Genomic DNA, 15,079 nt, shown 5'->3' with positions numbered 1-15,079 from the left:
GCCGCCCCGGGGCCCCCGCACGGCACCACCCCGCCACGGACGACCCGACGACCACCGAAGGAGGACGCGCATGACCGACGCCGGGCTGCTCCGCCCCGGAGCCCACCGGGGTGACGCGCACACGGACGACACCGCGGTGCTCCAGGCGCTGCTCGACGTCGAGGCCGCCTGGGTCGCCGCGCAGGCGGACGCCGGGCTCGCCCCGCGCGCCGCCGCGGCGTCCGCGCGTGCGGCCGCCCGCGCCGCCGACTACGACGCCGGGGACATCGCCCGGCGCGCCGAGGGCGGCGGCAACCCCGTCATCCCGCTCCTCGCCGACTACCGGCGCCGGCTGGGGCAGCTCGACCCCGGCGCCGTGCGCTTCGTGCACCGCGGCCTGACCAGCCAGGACGTCATGGACACCGCCATGATGCTGCTGGCCCGGCGCGCCGCCGTCCCCCTCGCTGAGCGACTGTCCGAGACGGCCGACGCCCTGGCCCGGCTGGCGGACGTCCACCGCGGCACCGTCCAGGCCGCCCGCACCCTGACCCAGCACGCGCTGCCGACCACCTTCGGGCTCAAGGCCGCCGGCTGGCTGGCCGGGCTGCAGGACCTCGAGGCGGACCTCGCCGGTCTCGCCCGGCTCCCGGTGTCCTGCGGCGGCGCCGCCGGCACCCTCGCCGGCAGCCTCGCGCTCTTCCCGGGCGCCCCCGACGCCGCCGAGCAGGCCCTCGAGCTCGCCCGCCGCTGGGCCGACGAGCTCGGCCTGAGCCTGCCGCCGCACGTGTGGCACGCCACCAGGCGGCCGGTGCTGCGCACCGGCGAGACCTTCGCGGCGGTCTGCGCGGCCCTCGGCCGGATCGCCAACGACGTCCTGCTGCTCTCCCGCCCCGAGCTCGGCGAGCTGCGGGAACCGGCCGTCGAAGGGCGCGGCGTGTCCTCGGCGATGCCGCAGAAGCAGAACCCGGTGCTGTCCGTGCTGCTCAAGCGCACCGCCCTGACGGCGCCGCAGCTCGTGGCCCAGCTCCACGTCGCCGCCGCCCAGTTCGTCGACGAGCGCCCCGACGGCGCCTGGCACACGGAGTGGCCGGCACTGCGGGAGCTCGCCCGGCTCGCCGTCGCGGCGTCGTCGCACGCGGCCGAGCTCACGGCCGGGCTCACCGTGCAGAGCGCCCGGATGCGGGCCAACCTGGACGCGTCGGGTCCCGCCGTGCTCGCCGAGCGGATCAGCGCGGAGCTCGCGCCCCTGCTGCCGCCCGCCGCCGACGGCGCCACGGGGCGGCAGCGCGTGCAGGCGGTCGTGCGCGAGCACGCGACCGACGGACCGGGCATGCTCGACGCCCTCGTGGGGCTCGCCGCCGGCACCGCCCTGGCCGACGGCACCCCCGTGGACCGGGACGTCGTGGCCGGGCTGCTCGACCCCGCCGGGTACCTCGGGGCCAACGACCTGCTGATCGACCGCGTGCTCGCGCAGCACCGCCGGTCCGCGAACGACCGTCCGTCCATCACCCGGACCAGCCCAGGAGCATCCGCATGACCGTCCCCGTCCTCACCCTCGTCGAGTTCTCGACCCGCCGGGCCCCGTCGCCGCGGGCGCCCCTGCTGGTGCTGGGCCCGGGGCTCGGCACCTCCGCCGCCTCGCTGTGGTCCGCCGCGGCGCACCTGCTGGAGGCCGACCTGCGCGTGGTCGGCTGGGACCTCCCCGGCCACGGCGGCTCCGCGCCCGCCGACGAGCCGTTCGGCACCGCCGAGCTGGCCCGGGGCGTGCTCGACGCCGTGGACCGGTACCAGGAGGCCGCCGGCCTCGAAACCGGAGGTCCGTTCTACTACGCGGGCACCTCCCTCGGCGGCTGCGTCGGCCTCCAGCTGCTGCTCGACGCGCCGCACCGGCCGGCGGCGGCCGTGCTGGTGGGCACCGCCGCCCGGGTGGGGGAGCCCGCCGCGTGGTCCGAGCGCGCCCGGCTCGTGGCCGCCGCCGGCACCCCCACCCAGATCGTCGGCTCCGCGCAGCGGTGGTTCGCCCCGGGCTTCATCGAGCGGGACGCGGTCACGACCACCGGGCTGCTGCACGCCCTCCAGGACGCGGACCGGTTCTCCTACGCCCGGGCCTGCGAGGCCCTCGCGGGCTTCGACGCGACCGGGCGCCTCGGCGCCGTCGACGTCCCCGTGCTCGCCGTGGTCGGCGCGCAGGACGCCGCCACGCCGCCCGACGCCGTGGCGGAGCTGGCCGGGGCGACCGGCGGCCGCCTCGTGGTCGTCGAGGGCGCGGGCCACCTCGTGCCCGCCGAGGCCCCGCAGGACGTGGCACGCCTGCTGGAGGAGCACATCGGCGCCCACCCACCCCACCACGAAGGAGCACGAGCATGAGCGGCAACCCCCGGCGCACCGAGCAGGAGGCCCACGCGGACGGCATGGCCGTGCGCCGCGAGGTGCTCTCCGACGCCCACGTGGACCGCGCCGAGGCCGGCAAGGACGCCTTCACCGCCGAGTTCCAGGACTTCATCTCCCGCTACGCGTGGGGCGAGATCTGGACCCGGCCGGGACTGGACCGGCGGATGCGCAGCGCCGTGACCCTGACCGCGCTGATCGCCGCCGGGCACTGGGAGGAGTTCGAGATGCACGTGCGCGCCGCCCTGCGCAACGGCCTGGAGCGGGACGAGATCAAGGAGATCCTGCTCCAGTCGGCGATCTACCTCTCCGTGCCCTCCGCCAACAACGCCTTCAAGCACGCCAAGCAGGTCCTCGACGCCCTCGACGCCGAGGACTCCGCGGCGCCCCCGGCCCCCTGACCTGCCGGCCCTCCGACCACCCCATTCCGGCACCCCGTGACCGACGTGCAACGACGCAAGTGAGGAACACCATGACCGAGGCCTACATCTACGACGCCGTGCGGACCCCCTTCGGCCGCTTCGGCGGCGCCCTGGCGGGCGTGCGCCCCGACGACCTGGCCGCCCTGGTGATCGGCGAGCAGGTCCGGCGCGCGTCCGCGCTGGACCCCGCCGCGATCGACGAGGTGATCCTCGGCAACGCCAACGGCGCCGGCGAGGAGAACCGCAACGTCGCCCGCATGGGCACGCTGCTGGCCGGCCTGCCCGTCGAGCTCCCCGGCACCACCGTCAACCGCCTGTGCGGGTCGTCCCTGGACGCCGCGATCATCGCGTCCCGGCAGATCAACGCCGGCGAGGCCGACCTGATGCTCGTCGGCGGCGTCGAGTCCATGAGCCGTGCCCCCTGGGTGCTCCCGAAGACGGAGAAGCCCTACCCGGCCGGCGACCTGACCCTCGCCTCCACCACGCTGGGCTGGCGCCTCGTGAACCCGGCGATGAACCCGGAGTGGACCGTGTCCCTGGGCGAGGCCACCGAGCAGCTCGCCGAGCGCCACGGCATCACCCGCGAGCGGATGGACGAGTTCGCGTTCCGCTCCCACCAGCTCACCCAGCAGGCGTGGGACGAGGGCTTCTACGACGACCTCACCGTCCCGGTCCCCGGCACCGAGCTGACCCGGGACGAGTCCGTCCGTGCGTCCTCGACGGTCGAGAAGCTGGGCGGGCTCAAGACCGTCTTCCGCCCCGCGGACCAGGGCGGCACCGTCACCGCCGGCAACGCCTCGCCCCTCAACGACGGCGCCTCCGCGGCGCTGCTGGGCTCCGAGAAGGCCGCCGAGCTGACCGGCCTGCAGCCCCTCGCCCGCATCGCCGGGCGGGCCGCCGCGGCCAACGAGCCGCAGTTCTTCGGCTTCGCCCCGGTCGAGGCCGCGAACCTGGCGCTGCGCCGCGCCGGGATCACGTGGGAGGACGTCGCCGCCGTCGAGCTCAACGAGGCCTTCGCGGCCCAGTCCCTCGCCTGCGTCGACGCGTGGGGGATCGACCCCGCGATCGTCAACCGGCACGGCGGCGCCATCGCCATCGGCCACCCCCTCGGGGCGTCGGGCACCCGCATCCTCGGCACGCTCGCGAAGTCCCTGCAGGCCTCCGGGGCCCGCTGGGGCGTGGCGGCCATCTGCATCGGCGTGGGCCAGGGCCTCGCCGTCGTGCTCGAGAACCAGAACGCCTGAGACCCGCGCGGGACCCGGGCGGAGAAGACCACCGAAGGAAGGCACAACGCATGCTGAACATCGCAGAGAGCTGCGCGCAGGCCGTGGCCCCGATCCACGACGGCGCCGTCGTCATGATCGGCGGCTTCGGCGTGGCCGGCCAGCCCGTCGAGCTGATCGACGCGCTCATCGAGCACGGGGCCACCGACCTGACGGTCGTGAACAACAACGCCGGCAACGGCGACGTTGGCCTGGCCCGGCTGATCCAGCTCGGCCGCGTGCGGAGGATCATCTGCTCCTTCCCGCGCCAGTCCGACTCCTGGCACTTCGACGAGAAGTACCGCGCCGGGCAGATCGAGCTCGAGGTCGTCCCCCAGGGCAACCTCGCCGAGCGGATCCGCGCCGCCGGCGCCGGCATCGGGGGGTTCTTCACCCCCACCGGCTACGGCACCCTGCTCGCGGAGGGCAAGGAGGTCCGCGAGATCGACGGCCGCCACTACGTGCTCGAGCACCCCATCAAGGCCGACTTCTCGCTGACCAAGGCGCACGTCGCCGACCGGGCCGGCAACCTCGTCTACCGCAAGACGGCCCGCAACTTCGGCCCGATCATGGCCGCCGCCGCCGCCACCTCCATCGTGCAGGTCGCGGAGGTCGTGGAGCGCGGCGGGCTGGACCCCGAGGCCGTCGTGACCCCCGGCATCTACGTGGACACCGTCGTGCGGATCGACGCACCCGCCCAGACCGACCCCCGAGAGGACATCTGAGATGAGCGAGAACACCGTGGACACCGTGCCCAGGACCTCCGAGACGCCCCTCGCCCCGGAGGAGCTGGCCCGCGTGGTGGCCCGCGACATCCCCGCCGGCTCCTACGTCAACCTCGGCATCGGCCAGCCCACCCTGGTCTCCAACTACCTGAGCGCCGAGGACGACGTCACCCTGCACACCGAGAACGGGATGCTCGGCATGGGCCCCGAGGCCCACGGCGACGAGGTCGACGCCGACCTCATCAACGCCGGCAAGATCCCCGTGGTCGAGACGCCGGGCTGCTCCTACTTCCACCACGCGGACTCCTTCGCCATGATGCGCGGCGGGCACCTGGACTACTGCGTGCTCGGCGCCTTCCAGGTGGACCGGACGGGCAACCTCGCCAACTGGCACACCGGCAGCCCGGACGCGATCCCCGCCGTGGGCGGGGCCATGGACCTGGCCACGGGTGCGAAGATGACCTTCGTGATGATGTCCCTGCTGACCAAGAAGGGCCGGTCCAAGCTCGTGGAGCAGTGCACCATGCCGCTCACCGGCGTCGGCTGCGTCTCCCGGATCTACACCGACCAGGCCGTGTTCCTCCTCGAGGAGGACGGCGTGACGGTGCGCGAGACCTTCGGCACGAGCTTCGAGGAGCTCCAGCAGATCGTCGACGTCCCGCTGCGGCCCGCCCGCTGAGCCCAGCACCGCTCACGGGGCGCGGCGGGCCGGCACCGGCCGCCGCACCCCGGACGAGGCCCGCAGGAGGCCACCGATGACCGAGCAGGACCCGACCGTCCCGGCGGGGGAGCGGGGCACCCCCGGACAGTTCGTGCAGTCCCTGGCGCGCGGGCTCGGCGTGATCACGGCCTTCGACGCCCGGCACCCCCGGATGACCCTCAGCGACGTGGCCCGGCGCACCGGGCTGACCCGCGCCACCGCGCGCCGGTTCCTGCTCACGCTCGAGGAGCTGGGCTACGTCCGGACCGACGGGCGGCTCTTCGAGCTCACCCCCGTGGTCCTCCAGCTCGGCTACTCCTACCTCTCCTCGCAGCCGCTGCCCGCCCTGGCCGCCCCGCACCTCGAGACCCTCTCGGCGCAGGTCGAGGAGTCCACGTCCGCCTCGGTGCTGGACGGCGCCGACATCGTCTACGTCGCCCGCGTCTCCACGCACCGGATCATGACCGTGGCGATCGCCGTGGGCACGCGGTTCCCCGCCCACGCCACGTCCATGGGCCGGGTGCTGCTGGCCGGGCTGGACCCGGAGGAGCTCGACGAGTACTTCCGCACGGCGCGGATCGAGCGCCTGACCGAGCACACCCTCACCGACCGCGCGGCCCTCGAGGCCGACCTGCGCCGGGTCCGCGCCCAGGGCTGGGCGCTCGTCGACCAGGAGCTCGAGGTCGGGCTGCGCTCGGTCGCCGCCCCCGTCACCGACGGCACCGGGCGCGTGGTCGCGGCCGTGAACGTCTCCATGCGCGTGGGGATGCCCGGCGCCAGCGCCGGTGACCCCGTGGACGACGTCGTGCCGCCCCTGCTCGAGTGCGCCCGGAGGATCTCCGCCGACCTCGCCGCGACCGGGCGCTGAGCGGGCCGGCCCGGCCCCGCTTCCCCGCCCCGGCCGGGGTCTGATAGGCTGTCGAGGAATTGAACGGTCATCCCTCGGCGCCCGCGCCCCTGGAGGCCGAAGAAATCATGGCAGAACGGACTCGGTCCTCCGGTACGCGTTGTGTACCGAAATGCCATCCTTTTCGTCTGCCCAGCTACCTTCGGCGCGGCGACCGTGGTGCCCGCCCGCCGGGCCCACGACAGGCGCCGCACCCGCTCCCGGCCCCGGCCGGTCGCGGGGGAGCCGAACACCCAGCGGGCCGCTGACGCGTCCCGTCCGATCAGGAGACACTGTGCCTACAATCCAGCAGCTGGTCCGCAAGGGCCGGACCCCGAAGGTCGTCAAGACCAAGGCGCCCGCACTCAAGGGCAGCCCCATGAAGCGCGGCGTGTGCACCCGCGTCTACACCACCACCCCCAAGAAGCCGAACTCCGCGCTGCGCAAGGTCGCCCGCGTGAAGCTCAACGGCGGCGTGGAGGTCACGGCCTACATCCCCGGTGAGGGCCACAACCTGCAGGAGCACTCCATCGTGCTCGTCCGCGGCGGTCGCGTGAAGGACCTCCCCGGTGTCCGCTACAAGATCGTCCGCGGCGCGCTCGACACCCAGGGTGTCAAGGGCCGCCAGCAGGCCCGTTCCCGTTACGGCGCCAAGAAGGAGAAGAAGTAATGCCTCGTAAGGGTCCCGCTCCCAAGCGCCCGCTCGTCGTCGACCCGGTCTACAGCTCCCCGGTCGTCACGCAGCTGATCAACAAGGTCCTCCAGGACGGCAAGAAGTCCACCGCCGAGCGCATCGTCTACGGTGCCCTCGAGGGTGTCCGCGCCAAGTCCGGTGCCGACCCCGTCGCCACCCTCAAGAAGGCCCTGGAGAACGTCAAGCCGGCCCTCGAGGTGAAGTCCCGCCGCGTCGGCGGCGCCACCTACCAGGTGCCCGTCGAGGTCAAGCCGGGCCGCGCCCAGGCGCTGTCCCTGCGCTGGCTCGTCGGCTACTCGAAGATCCGCCGTGAGAACACCATGACCGAGCGTCTGCAGAACGAGATCCTGGACGCGTCCAACGGTCTCGGTGCCGCCGTGAAGCGCCGGGAGGACACCCACAAGATGGCGGAGTCCAACAAGGCCTTCGCCCACTACCGCTGGTAGAATCTTCCAGGCCTGTCGGCCCCACCCGGGCCGACAGGCCGCCGGCACCATCTCCGAAAGGGAACCACCGTGGCACTTGACGTGCTTACCGACCTCAAGAAGGTCCGCAACATCGGCATCATGGCGCACATCGATGCCGGGAAGACCACCACCACCGAACGCATCCTGTTCTACACCGGTATCTCCCACAAGATCGGCGAGACCCACGATGGTGCCTCCACCATGGACTGGATGGCGCAGGAGCAGGAGCGCGGCATCACGATCACGTCCGCCGCGACGACCTGCTACTGGCACGACAACCAGATCAACATCATCGACACCCCGGGCCACGTGGACTTCACGGTCGAGGTCGAGCGCTCCCTGCGCGTGCTCGACGGCGCCGTGGCGGTCTTCGACGGCAAGGAGGGCGTCGAGCCACAGTCGGAGACGGTCTGGCGCCAGGCCGACAAGTACGACGTCCCCCGCATCTGCTTCGTCAACAAGATGGACAAGCTGGGCGCCGACTTCTACTTCACCGTCGACACCATCATCAACCGCCTCGGCGCGAAGCCGCTGGTCATGCAGCTGCCGATCGGCTCCGAGTCCGAGTTCACCGGCGTGGTCGACCTGCTCACCATGAAGGCCTTCGTCTGGCCGGGCGACTCCAAGGGCGACGTCTCCCTCGGCGCCAAGTACGAGATCGAGGAGATCCCCGCCGACCTGCAGGAGCGGGCCGAGGAGTACCGCAACCAGCTGGTGGAGTCCGTCGCCGAGGCCGACGACGAGCTCATGGAGAAGTACCTGGGCGGCGAGGAGCTCACCCTCGAGGAGCTCAAGGCCGGCATCCGGAAGCTCACCATCACCTCGCAGGCGTACCCCGTGCTGTGCGGCTCCGCGTTCAAGAACCGCGGCGTGCAGCCGATGCTCGACGCCGTCATCGACTTCCTGCCGTCCCCGCTGGACGTCCCGAACGTCGAGGGCCACGCGCTGAACAACGAGGAGGAGATCCTCTCCCGCCCGGTCGACTCGACCGCGCCGTTCTCCGCGCTCGCCTTCAAGGTGGCCAACCACCCGTTCTACGGGCAGCTCACCTACATCCGCGTGTACTCCGGCAAGGCGTCCAACGGCGACCAGGTGCTCAACTCCACCAAGGGCAAGAAGGAGCGCATCGGCAAGCTGTTCCAGATGCACTCCAACAAGGAGAACCCGGTCGACACCGTCCAGGCCGGGCACATCTACGCCGCGATCGGGCTCAAGGACACCACCACGGGCGACACCCTGTGCGACCTGCAGAAGCCGATCGTGCTCGAGTCCATGTCCTTCCCGGCCCCGGTCATCTCGGTGGCCATCGAGCCGAAGACCAAGGGCGACCAGGAGAAGCTCTCCATCGCGATCCAGAAGCTCTCCGCCGAGGACCCCACGTTCACCGTGTCCCTCAACGAGGAGACCGGCCAGACCGAGATCGGCGGCATGGGCGAGCTCCACCTGGACATCCTGGTGGACCGCATGAAGCGCGAGTTCAAGGTCGAGGCGAACGTCGGCAAGCCGCAGGTGGCCTACCGCGAGACGATCAAGAAGGCCGTCGAGAAGATCGACTACACGCACAAGAAGCAGACCGGCGGCTCCGGCCAGTTCGCCAAGGTGCAGATGGCGTTCGAGCCGATCCCGCTGGACGCCGAGGAGCTCTACGAGTTCGACAACAAGGTCACCGGCGGCCGCGTCCCGCGCGAGTACATCCCTTCCGTGGACGCCGGCATCCAGGACGCCATGCGTCTCGGCGTCCTCGCCGGGTACCCGGTCGTGGGCGTCAAGGCCACTCTGCTCGACGGCGCCTACCACGACGTCGACTCCTCCGAGATGGCGTTCAAGATCGCCGGCTCGATGGTGTTCAAGGAGGGTGCCCGCAAGGCGCAGCCCGTCCTCCTCGAGCCGCTCATGGCGGTCGAGGTGCGCACCCCCGAGGAGTACATGGGCGAGGTCATCGGCGACCTGAACTCCCGCCGCGGTCAGATCCAGTCGATGGAGGACGTGAGCGGCATCAAGCTGGTCAACGCCCTCGTCCCGCTGTCCGAGATGTTCGGCTACATCGGCGACCTCCGGTCCAAGACCCAGGGCCGCGCCGTGTACTCGATGCGGTTCGACAGCTACTCGGAGGTCCCCAAGGCCGTCGCCGAGGAGATCGTCCAGAAGAACCGCGGCGAGTAGGCACCACCCCTCGGCCCCGGCCGGGAATTTCATCAATCACGCACAGCCAAAGTAGACTTGCAGAGGTTTCAGTACTGCTGAGCGCCTCAAGCTCCCCCCGGAAACACGCGGTGGGGTAGTGCTGAGCAAGTTTCGACAAATGTTCTAGGAGGAACAACCATGGCGAAGGCCAAGTTCGAGCGCACCAAGCCGCACGTCAACATCGGCACCATCGGCCACGTCGACCACGGCAAGACGACGCTCACGGCTGCCATCTCCAAGGTCCTGGCCGACAAGTACCCGGACCTGAACGAGCAGCGCGACTTCGGTGCCATCGACTCCGCTCCGGAGGAGAAGCAGCGCGGCATCACCATCAACATCGCGCACATCGAGTACCAGACGGAGAAGCGCCACTACGCGCACGTCGACGCCCCGGGTCACGCGGACTACGTCAAGAACATGATCACCGGTGCGGCGCAGATGGACGGCGCCATCCTCGTGGTCGCCGCCACGGACGGCCCCATGGCCCAGACCCGCGAGCACGTGCTGCTCGCCCGCCAGGTGGGCGTGCCCTACCTGCTGGTGGCCCTGAACAAGTCCGACATGGTCGACGACGAGGAGCTGCTGGACCTCGTCGAGATGGAGGTGCGCGAGCTCCTCTCCGACCAGGGCTTCGACGGCGACAACGCGCCGGTCGTCCGCGTCTCGGCGCTGAAGGCCCTCGAGGGCGACCCCGAGTGGGTCGCCAAGGTCGAGGAGCTCATGGAGGCCGTCGACGAGAACGTGCCCGACCCCATCCGTGAGATGGACAAGCCGTTCCTCATGCCCATCGAGGACGTCTTCACCATCACCGGTCGCGGCACCGTGGTGACCGGCCGTGCCGAGCGCGGCACGCTGCCGATCAACTCCGAGGTCGAGATCGTCGGCATCCGTCCGGTCCAGAAGACCACGGTCACCGGCATCGAGATGTTCCACAAGCAGATGGACGAGGCCATGGCGGGCGAGAACTGCGGCCTGCTGCTGCGCGGTCTCAAGCGTGACGACGTCGAGCGCGGCCAGGTCGTGTGCAAGCCGGGTTCCATCACCCCGCACACCGACTTCGAGGCCAACGTCTACATCCTCTCCAAGGAGGAGGGCGGGCGTCACAACCCGTTCTACTCGAACTACCGTCCGCAGTTCTACTTCCGGACCACCGACGTCACCGGCGTCATCACGCTGCCCGAGGGCACCGAGATGGTCATGCCCGGCGACAACACCGAGATGACGGTCGCGCTGATCCAGCCGATCGCCATGGAGGAGGGCCTCGGCTTCGCCATCCGTGAGGGTGGCCGCACCGTGGGCTCCGGCCGCGTCACCAAGATCATCAAGTAGTCCCCGGACTGCCGATCTGCGCAGAACCCCCCGTCGCTCCTGCAGCGGCGGGGGGTTCCGTGCGTTCCGGGGCAACCACGACGGGGTTCAGCCGGTGAGCTGGTGCAGGCACAGGACGTTGCCCTCGGAGTCGGTGAACCACGCCGCGCGCATCCCGTCGGCGGTGAGGACGTGGTCGACGGTGCGCAGGCCGGGCAGGTCGTAGTCCTCGAAGCGCACGCCCCGGCCCTCGAGCTCCCGGACCGCGGCCTCGACGTCGGGGACCTCGAAGCTGACCTGCGTCAGCCCGGACGCCGGCGCGTCCGGGCGCAGCAGCAGCTGCAGGCCGGTGTGCCCGTCCTCGCTGAACAGGACGCTGTCCGGCTCGGGGGCGTGGGCGGGGGAGAGCCCCAGCGTCTCCTGGTAGAACCGGCGGGCGCGGTCGAGCTCCCGGACGGGGACGATCGCGACCAGTCTCGCGGTGGACAGCATGGGACCCATCTCCTGGGACGTCGGGGTGCGGACGAGGCCAGGATACGACCGCGGGTGCCGGCGCCGGTCGCGGTCGGCTCACGGTTCCGGCACGGTTGCGCACGGCCTGCCCCCGGCCGTGCGTTTGCACCGGTCTGCCATCTCTGGCAGGATGGAGGACGTTGTTCAAGCGCCGACGCGTGCTCCCAACGGTTCGAACCGGCAGACCCCAGGACACCATCGGGTTCCGAAGCAGAACCGGGGTCAGCAGCTCCTGGAAGCTGCCACGCACGGACCACATACAGCCCGCCCCGAGAAACGGAATCGGTGTGCCCCCGTGCCAGCACGGGACGACACGCCCGAGTTCGGGGGTCGGAGCTCCAGCAGGGTGAGGAACCCGGATCCTTCCGGATTCAGTCTGCGTGGAGGGGCGCCCACCAGGTGGCGCCATGCACAAGGAGCCCTCGGCTCCGTCACAGGGAAGATCGTTCAAGAAAGAGAGTCACGACGCCATGGCGGGACAGAAAATCCGCATCCGGCTGAAGTCTTATGACCACGAGGTCATCGACGTCTCGGCCCGGAAGATCGTTGAGACGGTGACGCGCGCAGGCGCCACGGTGGTCGGCCCCGTGCCGCTGCCCACGGAGAAGAACGTGTACTGCGTCATCCGCTCGCCGCACAAGTACAAGGACAGCCGTGAGCACTTCGAGATGCGCACGCACAAGCGGCTGATCGACATCATCGACCCCACGCCGAAGGCCGTCGACTCGCTCATGCGCCTCGACCTGCCGGCTGACGTGAACATCGAAATCAAGCTGTAAAGAGGATCGCATCCCAATGACTACCACTTTCGAACGCCAGGTGAAGGGCCTGCTGGGCACGAAGCTCGGCATGACCCAGGTCTGGGACGAGAACGGGAAGTTCGTGCCGGTGACCGTCGTCAAGGCGGACTCCAACGTCGTGACCCAGCTGCGCAACCAGGACCGTGACGGCTACTCGGCCGTCCAGATCGGGTTCGGTGCGATCGACCCCCGCAAGGTCACCCAGCCGCTGGCCGGCCACTTCGAGAAGGCCGGCGTCACGCCGCGCCGCCACGTCGTGGAGCTGCGCACGGCCGACGCCGACACCTACGAGCTGGGCCAGGAGCTCTCCGTCGAGCTCTTCGAGGCCGGCCAGAAGGTCGACGTGATCGGCAAGACCAAGGGCAAGGGCACGGCCGGTGTGATGAAGCGTCACGGCTTCTCCGGCGTCGGCGCCTCCCACGGTGCCCACAAGAACCACCGCAAGCCGGGATCCATCGGCGGCGCGTCCTACCCCGCTCGCGTGTTCAAGGGCATGCGCATGGCGGGCCGCATGGGCGCCGTCCGTCACACGACGCAGAACCTCACCGTTCACGCCGTGGACGCCGAGAACTCCCTGCTGCTCATCAAGGGCGCCCTGCCGGGCCCCAAGGGTTCGGTCGTCCTCGTCCGCACCGCAGTGAAGGGAGCCTGATCAGACCATGGCAACTCAGACCGTCAACGTCGACCTGCCCGCCGAGATCTTCGACGTCCAGACCAACGTGCCCCTGCTGCACCAGGTCGTCGTCGCTCAGCTGGCCGCGGCCCGCCAGGGCACGCACAAGACCAAGAACCGCGCCGAGGTCTCCGGCGCCGGCCGCAAGCCCTTCAAGCAGAAGGGCACCGGCCGCGCGCGCCAGGGCTCTATCCGCGCTCCGCACATGACCGGCGGCGGCGTGGTGCACGGCCCGACCCCGCGCGACTACAGCCAGCGCACCCCCAAGAAGATGAAGGCCGCCGCCCTGCGCGGAGCCCTCTCGGACCGGGCGCGCAACAACCGCATCCACGTCGTGGAGGCACTCGTCGAGGGCACCGTCCCCAACACGAAGGCCGCCCAGGCGACGCTGCGCGGGCTCTCCGACCGCAAGAACCTGCTGGTCGTCCTGCACCGCTCGGACGACGTGGCCGCGCTGTCGGTGCGCAACCTCGACGACGTGCACACCCTCTACGCGGACCAGCTCAACACGTACGACGTGCTGGTCTCCGACGACGTGGTCTTCACCAAGGACGCGTTCGAGTCCTTCGTGGCGGCCGCCAGCAAGAAGAAGCAGGAGGACGCCAAGTGAGCGCGACCACCATCAAGGACCCCCGGGACGTCATCATCGCGCCGGTCGTCTCCGAGAAGTCCTACGGGCTCATCGACGAGGGCCGCTACACGTTCTTCGTGGCGCCCGACTCGAACAAGACCCAGATCAAGTACGCCGTCGAGCAGATCTTCGGCGTCAAGGTCGAGTCCGTGAACACCATCAACCGTGCCGGGAAGCGGAAGCGCACGCGCTTCGGCTGGGGTCAGCGCAAGGGCACCAAGCGTGCCGTTGTGACCCTCAAGGAAGGCACCATCGACATCTTCGGCGGTCCGCTCGCCTGAGCGGAGACCACTTTAACGAGGAACTGACACATGGCTATCCGTAAGCACAAGCCGACAACCCCGGGCCGTCGCGGCTCCTCCGTTGCCGACTTCGCAGAAATCACGCGCACGACCCCCGAGAAGTCGCTGGTCCGGCCGCTGCCCAAGAAGGGCGGGCGGAACAACACCGGCCGCATCACCACCCGGCACAAGGGTGGCGGGCACAAGCGCCAGTACCGCGTCATCGACTTCCGTCGCCACGACAAGGACGGCGTCGACGCAAAGGTCGCGCACATCGAGTACGACCCGAACCGCACGGCGCGCATCGCGCTGCTGCACTTCGTGGACGGCTCCAAGCGCTACATCATCGCGCCGAACAAGCTGTCCCAGGGCGACGTCGTCGAGTCGGGCCCCGGCGCCGACATCAAGCCCGGCAACAACCTGCCGCTGCGCAACATCCCCGTCGGCACCGTGATCCACGCCGTCGAGCTCCGTCCGGGCGGCGGCGCCAAGCTCGCCCGCTCCGCCGGCGCGTCGGTGCAGCTCGTCGCCAAGGAGGGCAAGTACGGCCAGCTCCGGCTGCCCTCCGGCGAGATCCGCAACGTCGACGTGCGCTGCCGCGCGACGGTCGGCGAGGTCGGCAACGCCGAGCAGTCGAACATCAACTGGGGCAAGGCCGGCCGCAACCGCTGGAAGGGCGTCCGCCCGACCGTCCGCGGTGTGGTCATGAACCCTGTCGACCACCCGCACGGTGGTGGCGAGGGCAAGACCTCCGGTGGCCGTCACCCGGTCAACCCGAACGGCAAGCCCGAGGGCCGCACCCGCCGCCCCAACAAGGAGAGCGACAAGCTCATCGTCCGCCGTCGTCGCACCGGCAAGAACAAGCGCTAAGGAGCCTGACACATGCCACGCAGCCTGAAGAAGGGCCCTTTCGTCGATCAGCACCTTTTCCTGAAGGTCGCCAAGGAGAACGACAAGGGCACCAAGAACGTCATCAAGACGTGGTCCCGCCGCTCGATGATCGTCCCCGACATGCTCGGGCACACGATCGCCGTGCACGACGGACGCAAGCACATCCCCGTGTTCATCACCGAGTCGATGGTCGGGCACAAGCTCGGCGAGTTCGCCCCCACGCGGACCTTCCGCGGCCATGTGAAGGACGACAAGAAGGGCAAGCGCCGCTGATC

18 protein-coding genes are annotated in these 15,079 nt (G+C 70.5%); 17 read left to right on the top strand and 1 reads right to left on the bottom strand.

Going from position 1 to position 15,079, the window contains the following annotated elements; all coding sequences use genetic code 11:
* The first annotated feature begins 70 nt into the window (after positions 1-70).
* From ACZ2G1_RS06545 to tuf, 11 genes are all read left to right on the top strand, one after another.
* Positions 71-1,516 (top strand): lyase family protein, encoded by a 1,446-nt coding sequence (locus ACZ2G1_RS06545; protein ID WP_470377590.1) that lies wholly within the window; start codon positions 71-73, stop codon positions 1,514-1,516.
* A complete protein-coding gene (locus tag ACZ2G1_RS06540; RefSeq protein ID WP_052132801.1) occupies positions 1,513-2,346 on the top strand; it encodes an alpha/beta fold hydrolase in 834 nt (277 codons plus the stop codon). Before ACZ2G1_RS06545 ends, ACZ2G1_RS06540 begins: the two co-directional genes overlap by 4 nt.
* Positions 2,343-2,768, top strand: coding sequence for a 4-carboxymuconolactone decarboxylase (gene pcaC, locus ACZ2G1_RS06535; RefSeq protein WP_035924888.1), 426 nt, complete (start codon positions 2,343-2,345; stop codon positions 2,766-2,768). The genes ACZ2G1_RS06540 and pcaC overlap by 4 nt, the downstream gene beginning before the upstream one ends.
* A gap of 71 nt (positions 2,769-2,839) precedes the next feature.
* The gene (locus ACZ2G1_RS06530; RefSeq protein ID WP_017833287.1) at positions 2,840-4,033 is read left to right on the top strand and encodes a thiolase family protein; all 1,194 of its coding nucleotides are present in this window, start codon (positions 2,840-2,842) and stop codon (positions 4,031-4,033) included.
* Between the two features lie 50 nt (positions 4,034-4,083).
* Positions 4,084-4,776, top strand: a complete 693-nt coding sequence (locus ACZ2G1_RS06525; RefSeq protein WP_035924883.1) for a 3-oxoacid CoA-transferase subunit A — start codon at positions 4,084-4,086, stop codon at positions 4,774-4,776.
* Position 4,777: 1 nt separating this feature from the next.
* Positions 4,778-5,455 carry a 3-oxoacid CoA-transferase subunit B gene (locus tag ACZ2G1_RS06520; protein ID WP_095650585.1) on the top strand — a complete coding sequence of 226 codons (678 nt, stop codon included), beginning with the start codon at positions 4,778-4,780 and terminating at the stop codon, positions 5,453-5,455.
* A gap of 76 nt (positions 5,456-5,531) precedes the next feature.
* Positions 5,532-6,344: an IclR family transcriptional regulator gene (locus ACZ2G1_RS06515; RefSeq protein WP_035924877.1), complete on the top strand. Its 813-nt coding sequence runs from the start codon at positions 5,532-5,534 to the stop codon at positions 6,342-6,344.
* 313 nt (positions 6,345-6,657) lie between these two features.
* Positions 6,658-7,032, top strand: a complete 375-nt coding sequence (rpsL, locus tag ACZ2G1_RS06510) for a 30S ribosomal protein S12 (protein WP_017833291.1) — start codon at positions 6,658-6,660, stop codon at positions 7,030-7,032.
* Positions 7,032-7,502, top strand: a complete 471-nt coding sequence (gene rpsG, locus ACZ2G1_RS06505; protein WP_017833292.1) for a 30S ribosomal protein S7 — start codon at positions 7,032-7,034, stop codon at positions 7,500-7,502. The genes rpsL and rpsG overlap by 1 nt, the downstream gene beginning before the upstream one ends.
* 69 nt (positions 7,503-7,571) lie before the next feature.
* On the top strand, positions 7,572-9,686 hold the full coding sequence (fusA, locus tag ACZ2G1_RS06500; RefSeq protein WP_031282946.1) for an elongation factor G: 2,115 nt from the start codon (positions 7,572-7,574) through the stop codon (positions 9,684-9,686).
* A 159-nt stretch (positions 9,687-9,845) separates the two neighbouring features.
* Positions 9,846-11,036, top strand: a complete 1,191-nt coding sequence (tuf, locus tag ACZ2G1_RS06495) for an elongation factor Tu (RefSeq protein ID WP_017833294.1) — start codon at positions 9,846-9,848, stop codon at positions 11,034-11,036.
* An 87-nt stretch (positions 11,037-11,123) separates the two neighbouring features.
* Here tuf and ACZ2G1_RS06490 read toward each other — a convergent pair whose 3' ends face one another.
* Complete coding sequence (locus ACZ2G1_RS06490; RefSeq protein ID WP_017833295.1) at positions 11,124-11,507, bottom strand: VOC family protein; 384 nt, start codon at positions 11,505-11,507, stop codon at positions 11,124-11,126.
* A gap of 491 nt (positions 11,508-11,998) precedes the next feature.
* Between ACZ2G1_RS06490 and rpsJ the strand changes: the two genes are divergently transcribed.
* From rpsJ to rpsS, 6 genes are read left to right on the top strand one after another with little or no spacing between them, the layout of a single operon-like run.
* Positions 11,999-12,307: a 30S ribosomal protein S10 gene (rpsJ, locus tag ACZ2G1_RS06485; protein WP_003803825.1), complete on the top strand. Its 309-nt coding sequence runs from the start codon at positions 11,999-12,001 to the stop codon at positions 12,305-12,307.
* A 16-nt stretch (positions 12,308-12,323) separates the two neighbouring features.
* Complete coding sequence (gene rplC, locus ACZ2G1_RS06480) at positions 12,324-12,980, top strand: 50S ribosomal protein L3 (RefSeq protein ID WP_017833296.1); 657 nt, start codon at positions 12,324-12,326, stop codon at positions 12,978-12,980.
* 7 nt (positions 12,981-12,987) lie between these two features.
* On the top strand, positions 12,988-13,611 hold the full coding sequence (gene rplD, locus ACZ2G1_RS06475) for a 50S ribosomal protein L4 (RefSeq protein ID WP_017833297.1): 624 nt from the start codon (positions 12,988-12,990) through the stop codon (positions 13,609-13,611).
* Positions 13,608-13,913, top strand: coding sequence for a 50S ribosomal protein L23 (gene rplW, locus ACZ2G1_RS06470; RefSeq protein ID WP_017833298.1), 306 nt, complete (start codon positions 13,608-13,610; stop codon positions 13,911-13,913). The genes rplD and rplW overlap by 4 nt, the downstream gene beginning before the upstream one ends.
* A 30-nt stretch (positions 13,914-13,943) precedes the next feature.
* Positions 13,944-14,783, top strand: a complete 840-nt coding sequence (rplB, locus tag ACZ2G1_RS06465; protein WP_017833299.1) for a 50S ribosomal protein L2 — start codon at positions 13,944-13,946, stop codon at positions 14,781-14,783.
* Between the two features lie 12 nt (positions 14,784-14,795).
* On the top strand, positions 14,796-15,077 hold the full coding sequence (rpsS, locus tag ACZ2G1_RS06460) for a 30S ribosomal protein S19 (protein ID WP_017833300.1): 282 nt from the start codon (positions 14,796-14,798) through the stop codon (positions 15,075-15,077).
* The last annotated feature ends 2 nt before the right edge of the window (positions 15,078-15,079 follow it).

The organism is Kocuria sp. KKT182 (assembly GCF_055635395.1).
This window is presented reverse-complemented; position numbering and strand designations above follow the sequence as displayed.

Coding starts and splice junctions, on each gene's coding strand:
- ACZ2G1_RS06545 (WP_470377590.1), top strand. CDS start 71: ATGACCGACGCCGGGCTGCTCCGCCCCGGAGCCCACCGGGGTGACGCG.
- ACZ2G1_RS06540 (WP_052132801.1), top strand. CDS start 1,513: ATGACCGTCCCCGTCCTCACCCTCGTCGAGTTCTCGACCCGCCGGGCC.
- pcaC (WP_035924888.1), top strand. CDS start 2,343: ATGAGCGGCAACCCCCGGCGCACCGAGCAGGAGGCCCACGCGGACGGC.
- ACZ2G1_RS06530 (WP_017833287.1), top strand. CDS start 2,840: ATGACCGAGGCCTACATCTACGACGCCGTGCGGACCCCCTTCGGCCGC.
- ACZ2G1_RS06525 (WP_035924883.1), top strand. CDS start 4,084: ATGCTGAACATCGCAGAGAGCTGCGCGCAGGCCGTGGCCCCGATCCAC.
- ACZ2G1_RS06520 (WP_095650585.1), top strand. CDS start 4,778: ATGAGCGAGAACACCGTGGACACCGTGCCCAGGACCTCCGAGACGCCC.
- ACZ2G1_RS06515 (WP_035924877.1), top strand. CDS start 5,532: ATGACCGAGCAGGACCCGACCGTCCCGGCGGGGGAGCGGGGCACCCCC.
- rpsG (WP_017833292.1), top strand. CDS start 7,032: ATGCCTCGTAAGGGTCCCGCTCCCAAGCGCCCGCTCGTCGTCGACCCG.
- tuf (WP_017833294.1), top strand. CDS start 9,846: ATGGCGAAGGCCAAGTTCGAGCGCACCAAGCCGCACGTCAACATCGGC.
- ACZ2G1_RS06490 (WP_017833295.1), bottom strand. CDS start 11,507: ATGCTGTCCACCGCGAGACTGGTCGCGATCGTCCCCGTCCGGGAGCTC.
- rpsJ (WP_003803825.1), top strand. CDS start 11,999: ATGGCGGGACAGAAAATCCGCATCCGGCTGAAGTCTTATGACCACGAG.
- rplC (WP_017833296.1), top strand. CDS start 12,324: ATGACTACCACTTTCGAACGCCAGGTGAAGGGCCTGCTGGGCACGAAG.
- rplD (WP_017833297.1), top strand. CDS start 12,988: ATGGCAACTCAGACCGTCAACGTCGACCTGCCCGCCGAGATCTTCGAC.
- rplB (WP_017833299.1), top strand. CDS start 13,944: ATGGCTATCCGTAAGCACAAGCCGACAACCCCGGGCCGTCGCGGCTCC.
- rpsS (WP_017833300.1), top strand. CDS start 14,796: ATGCCACGCAGCCTGAAGAAGGGCCCTTTCGTCGATCAGCACCTTTTC.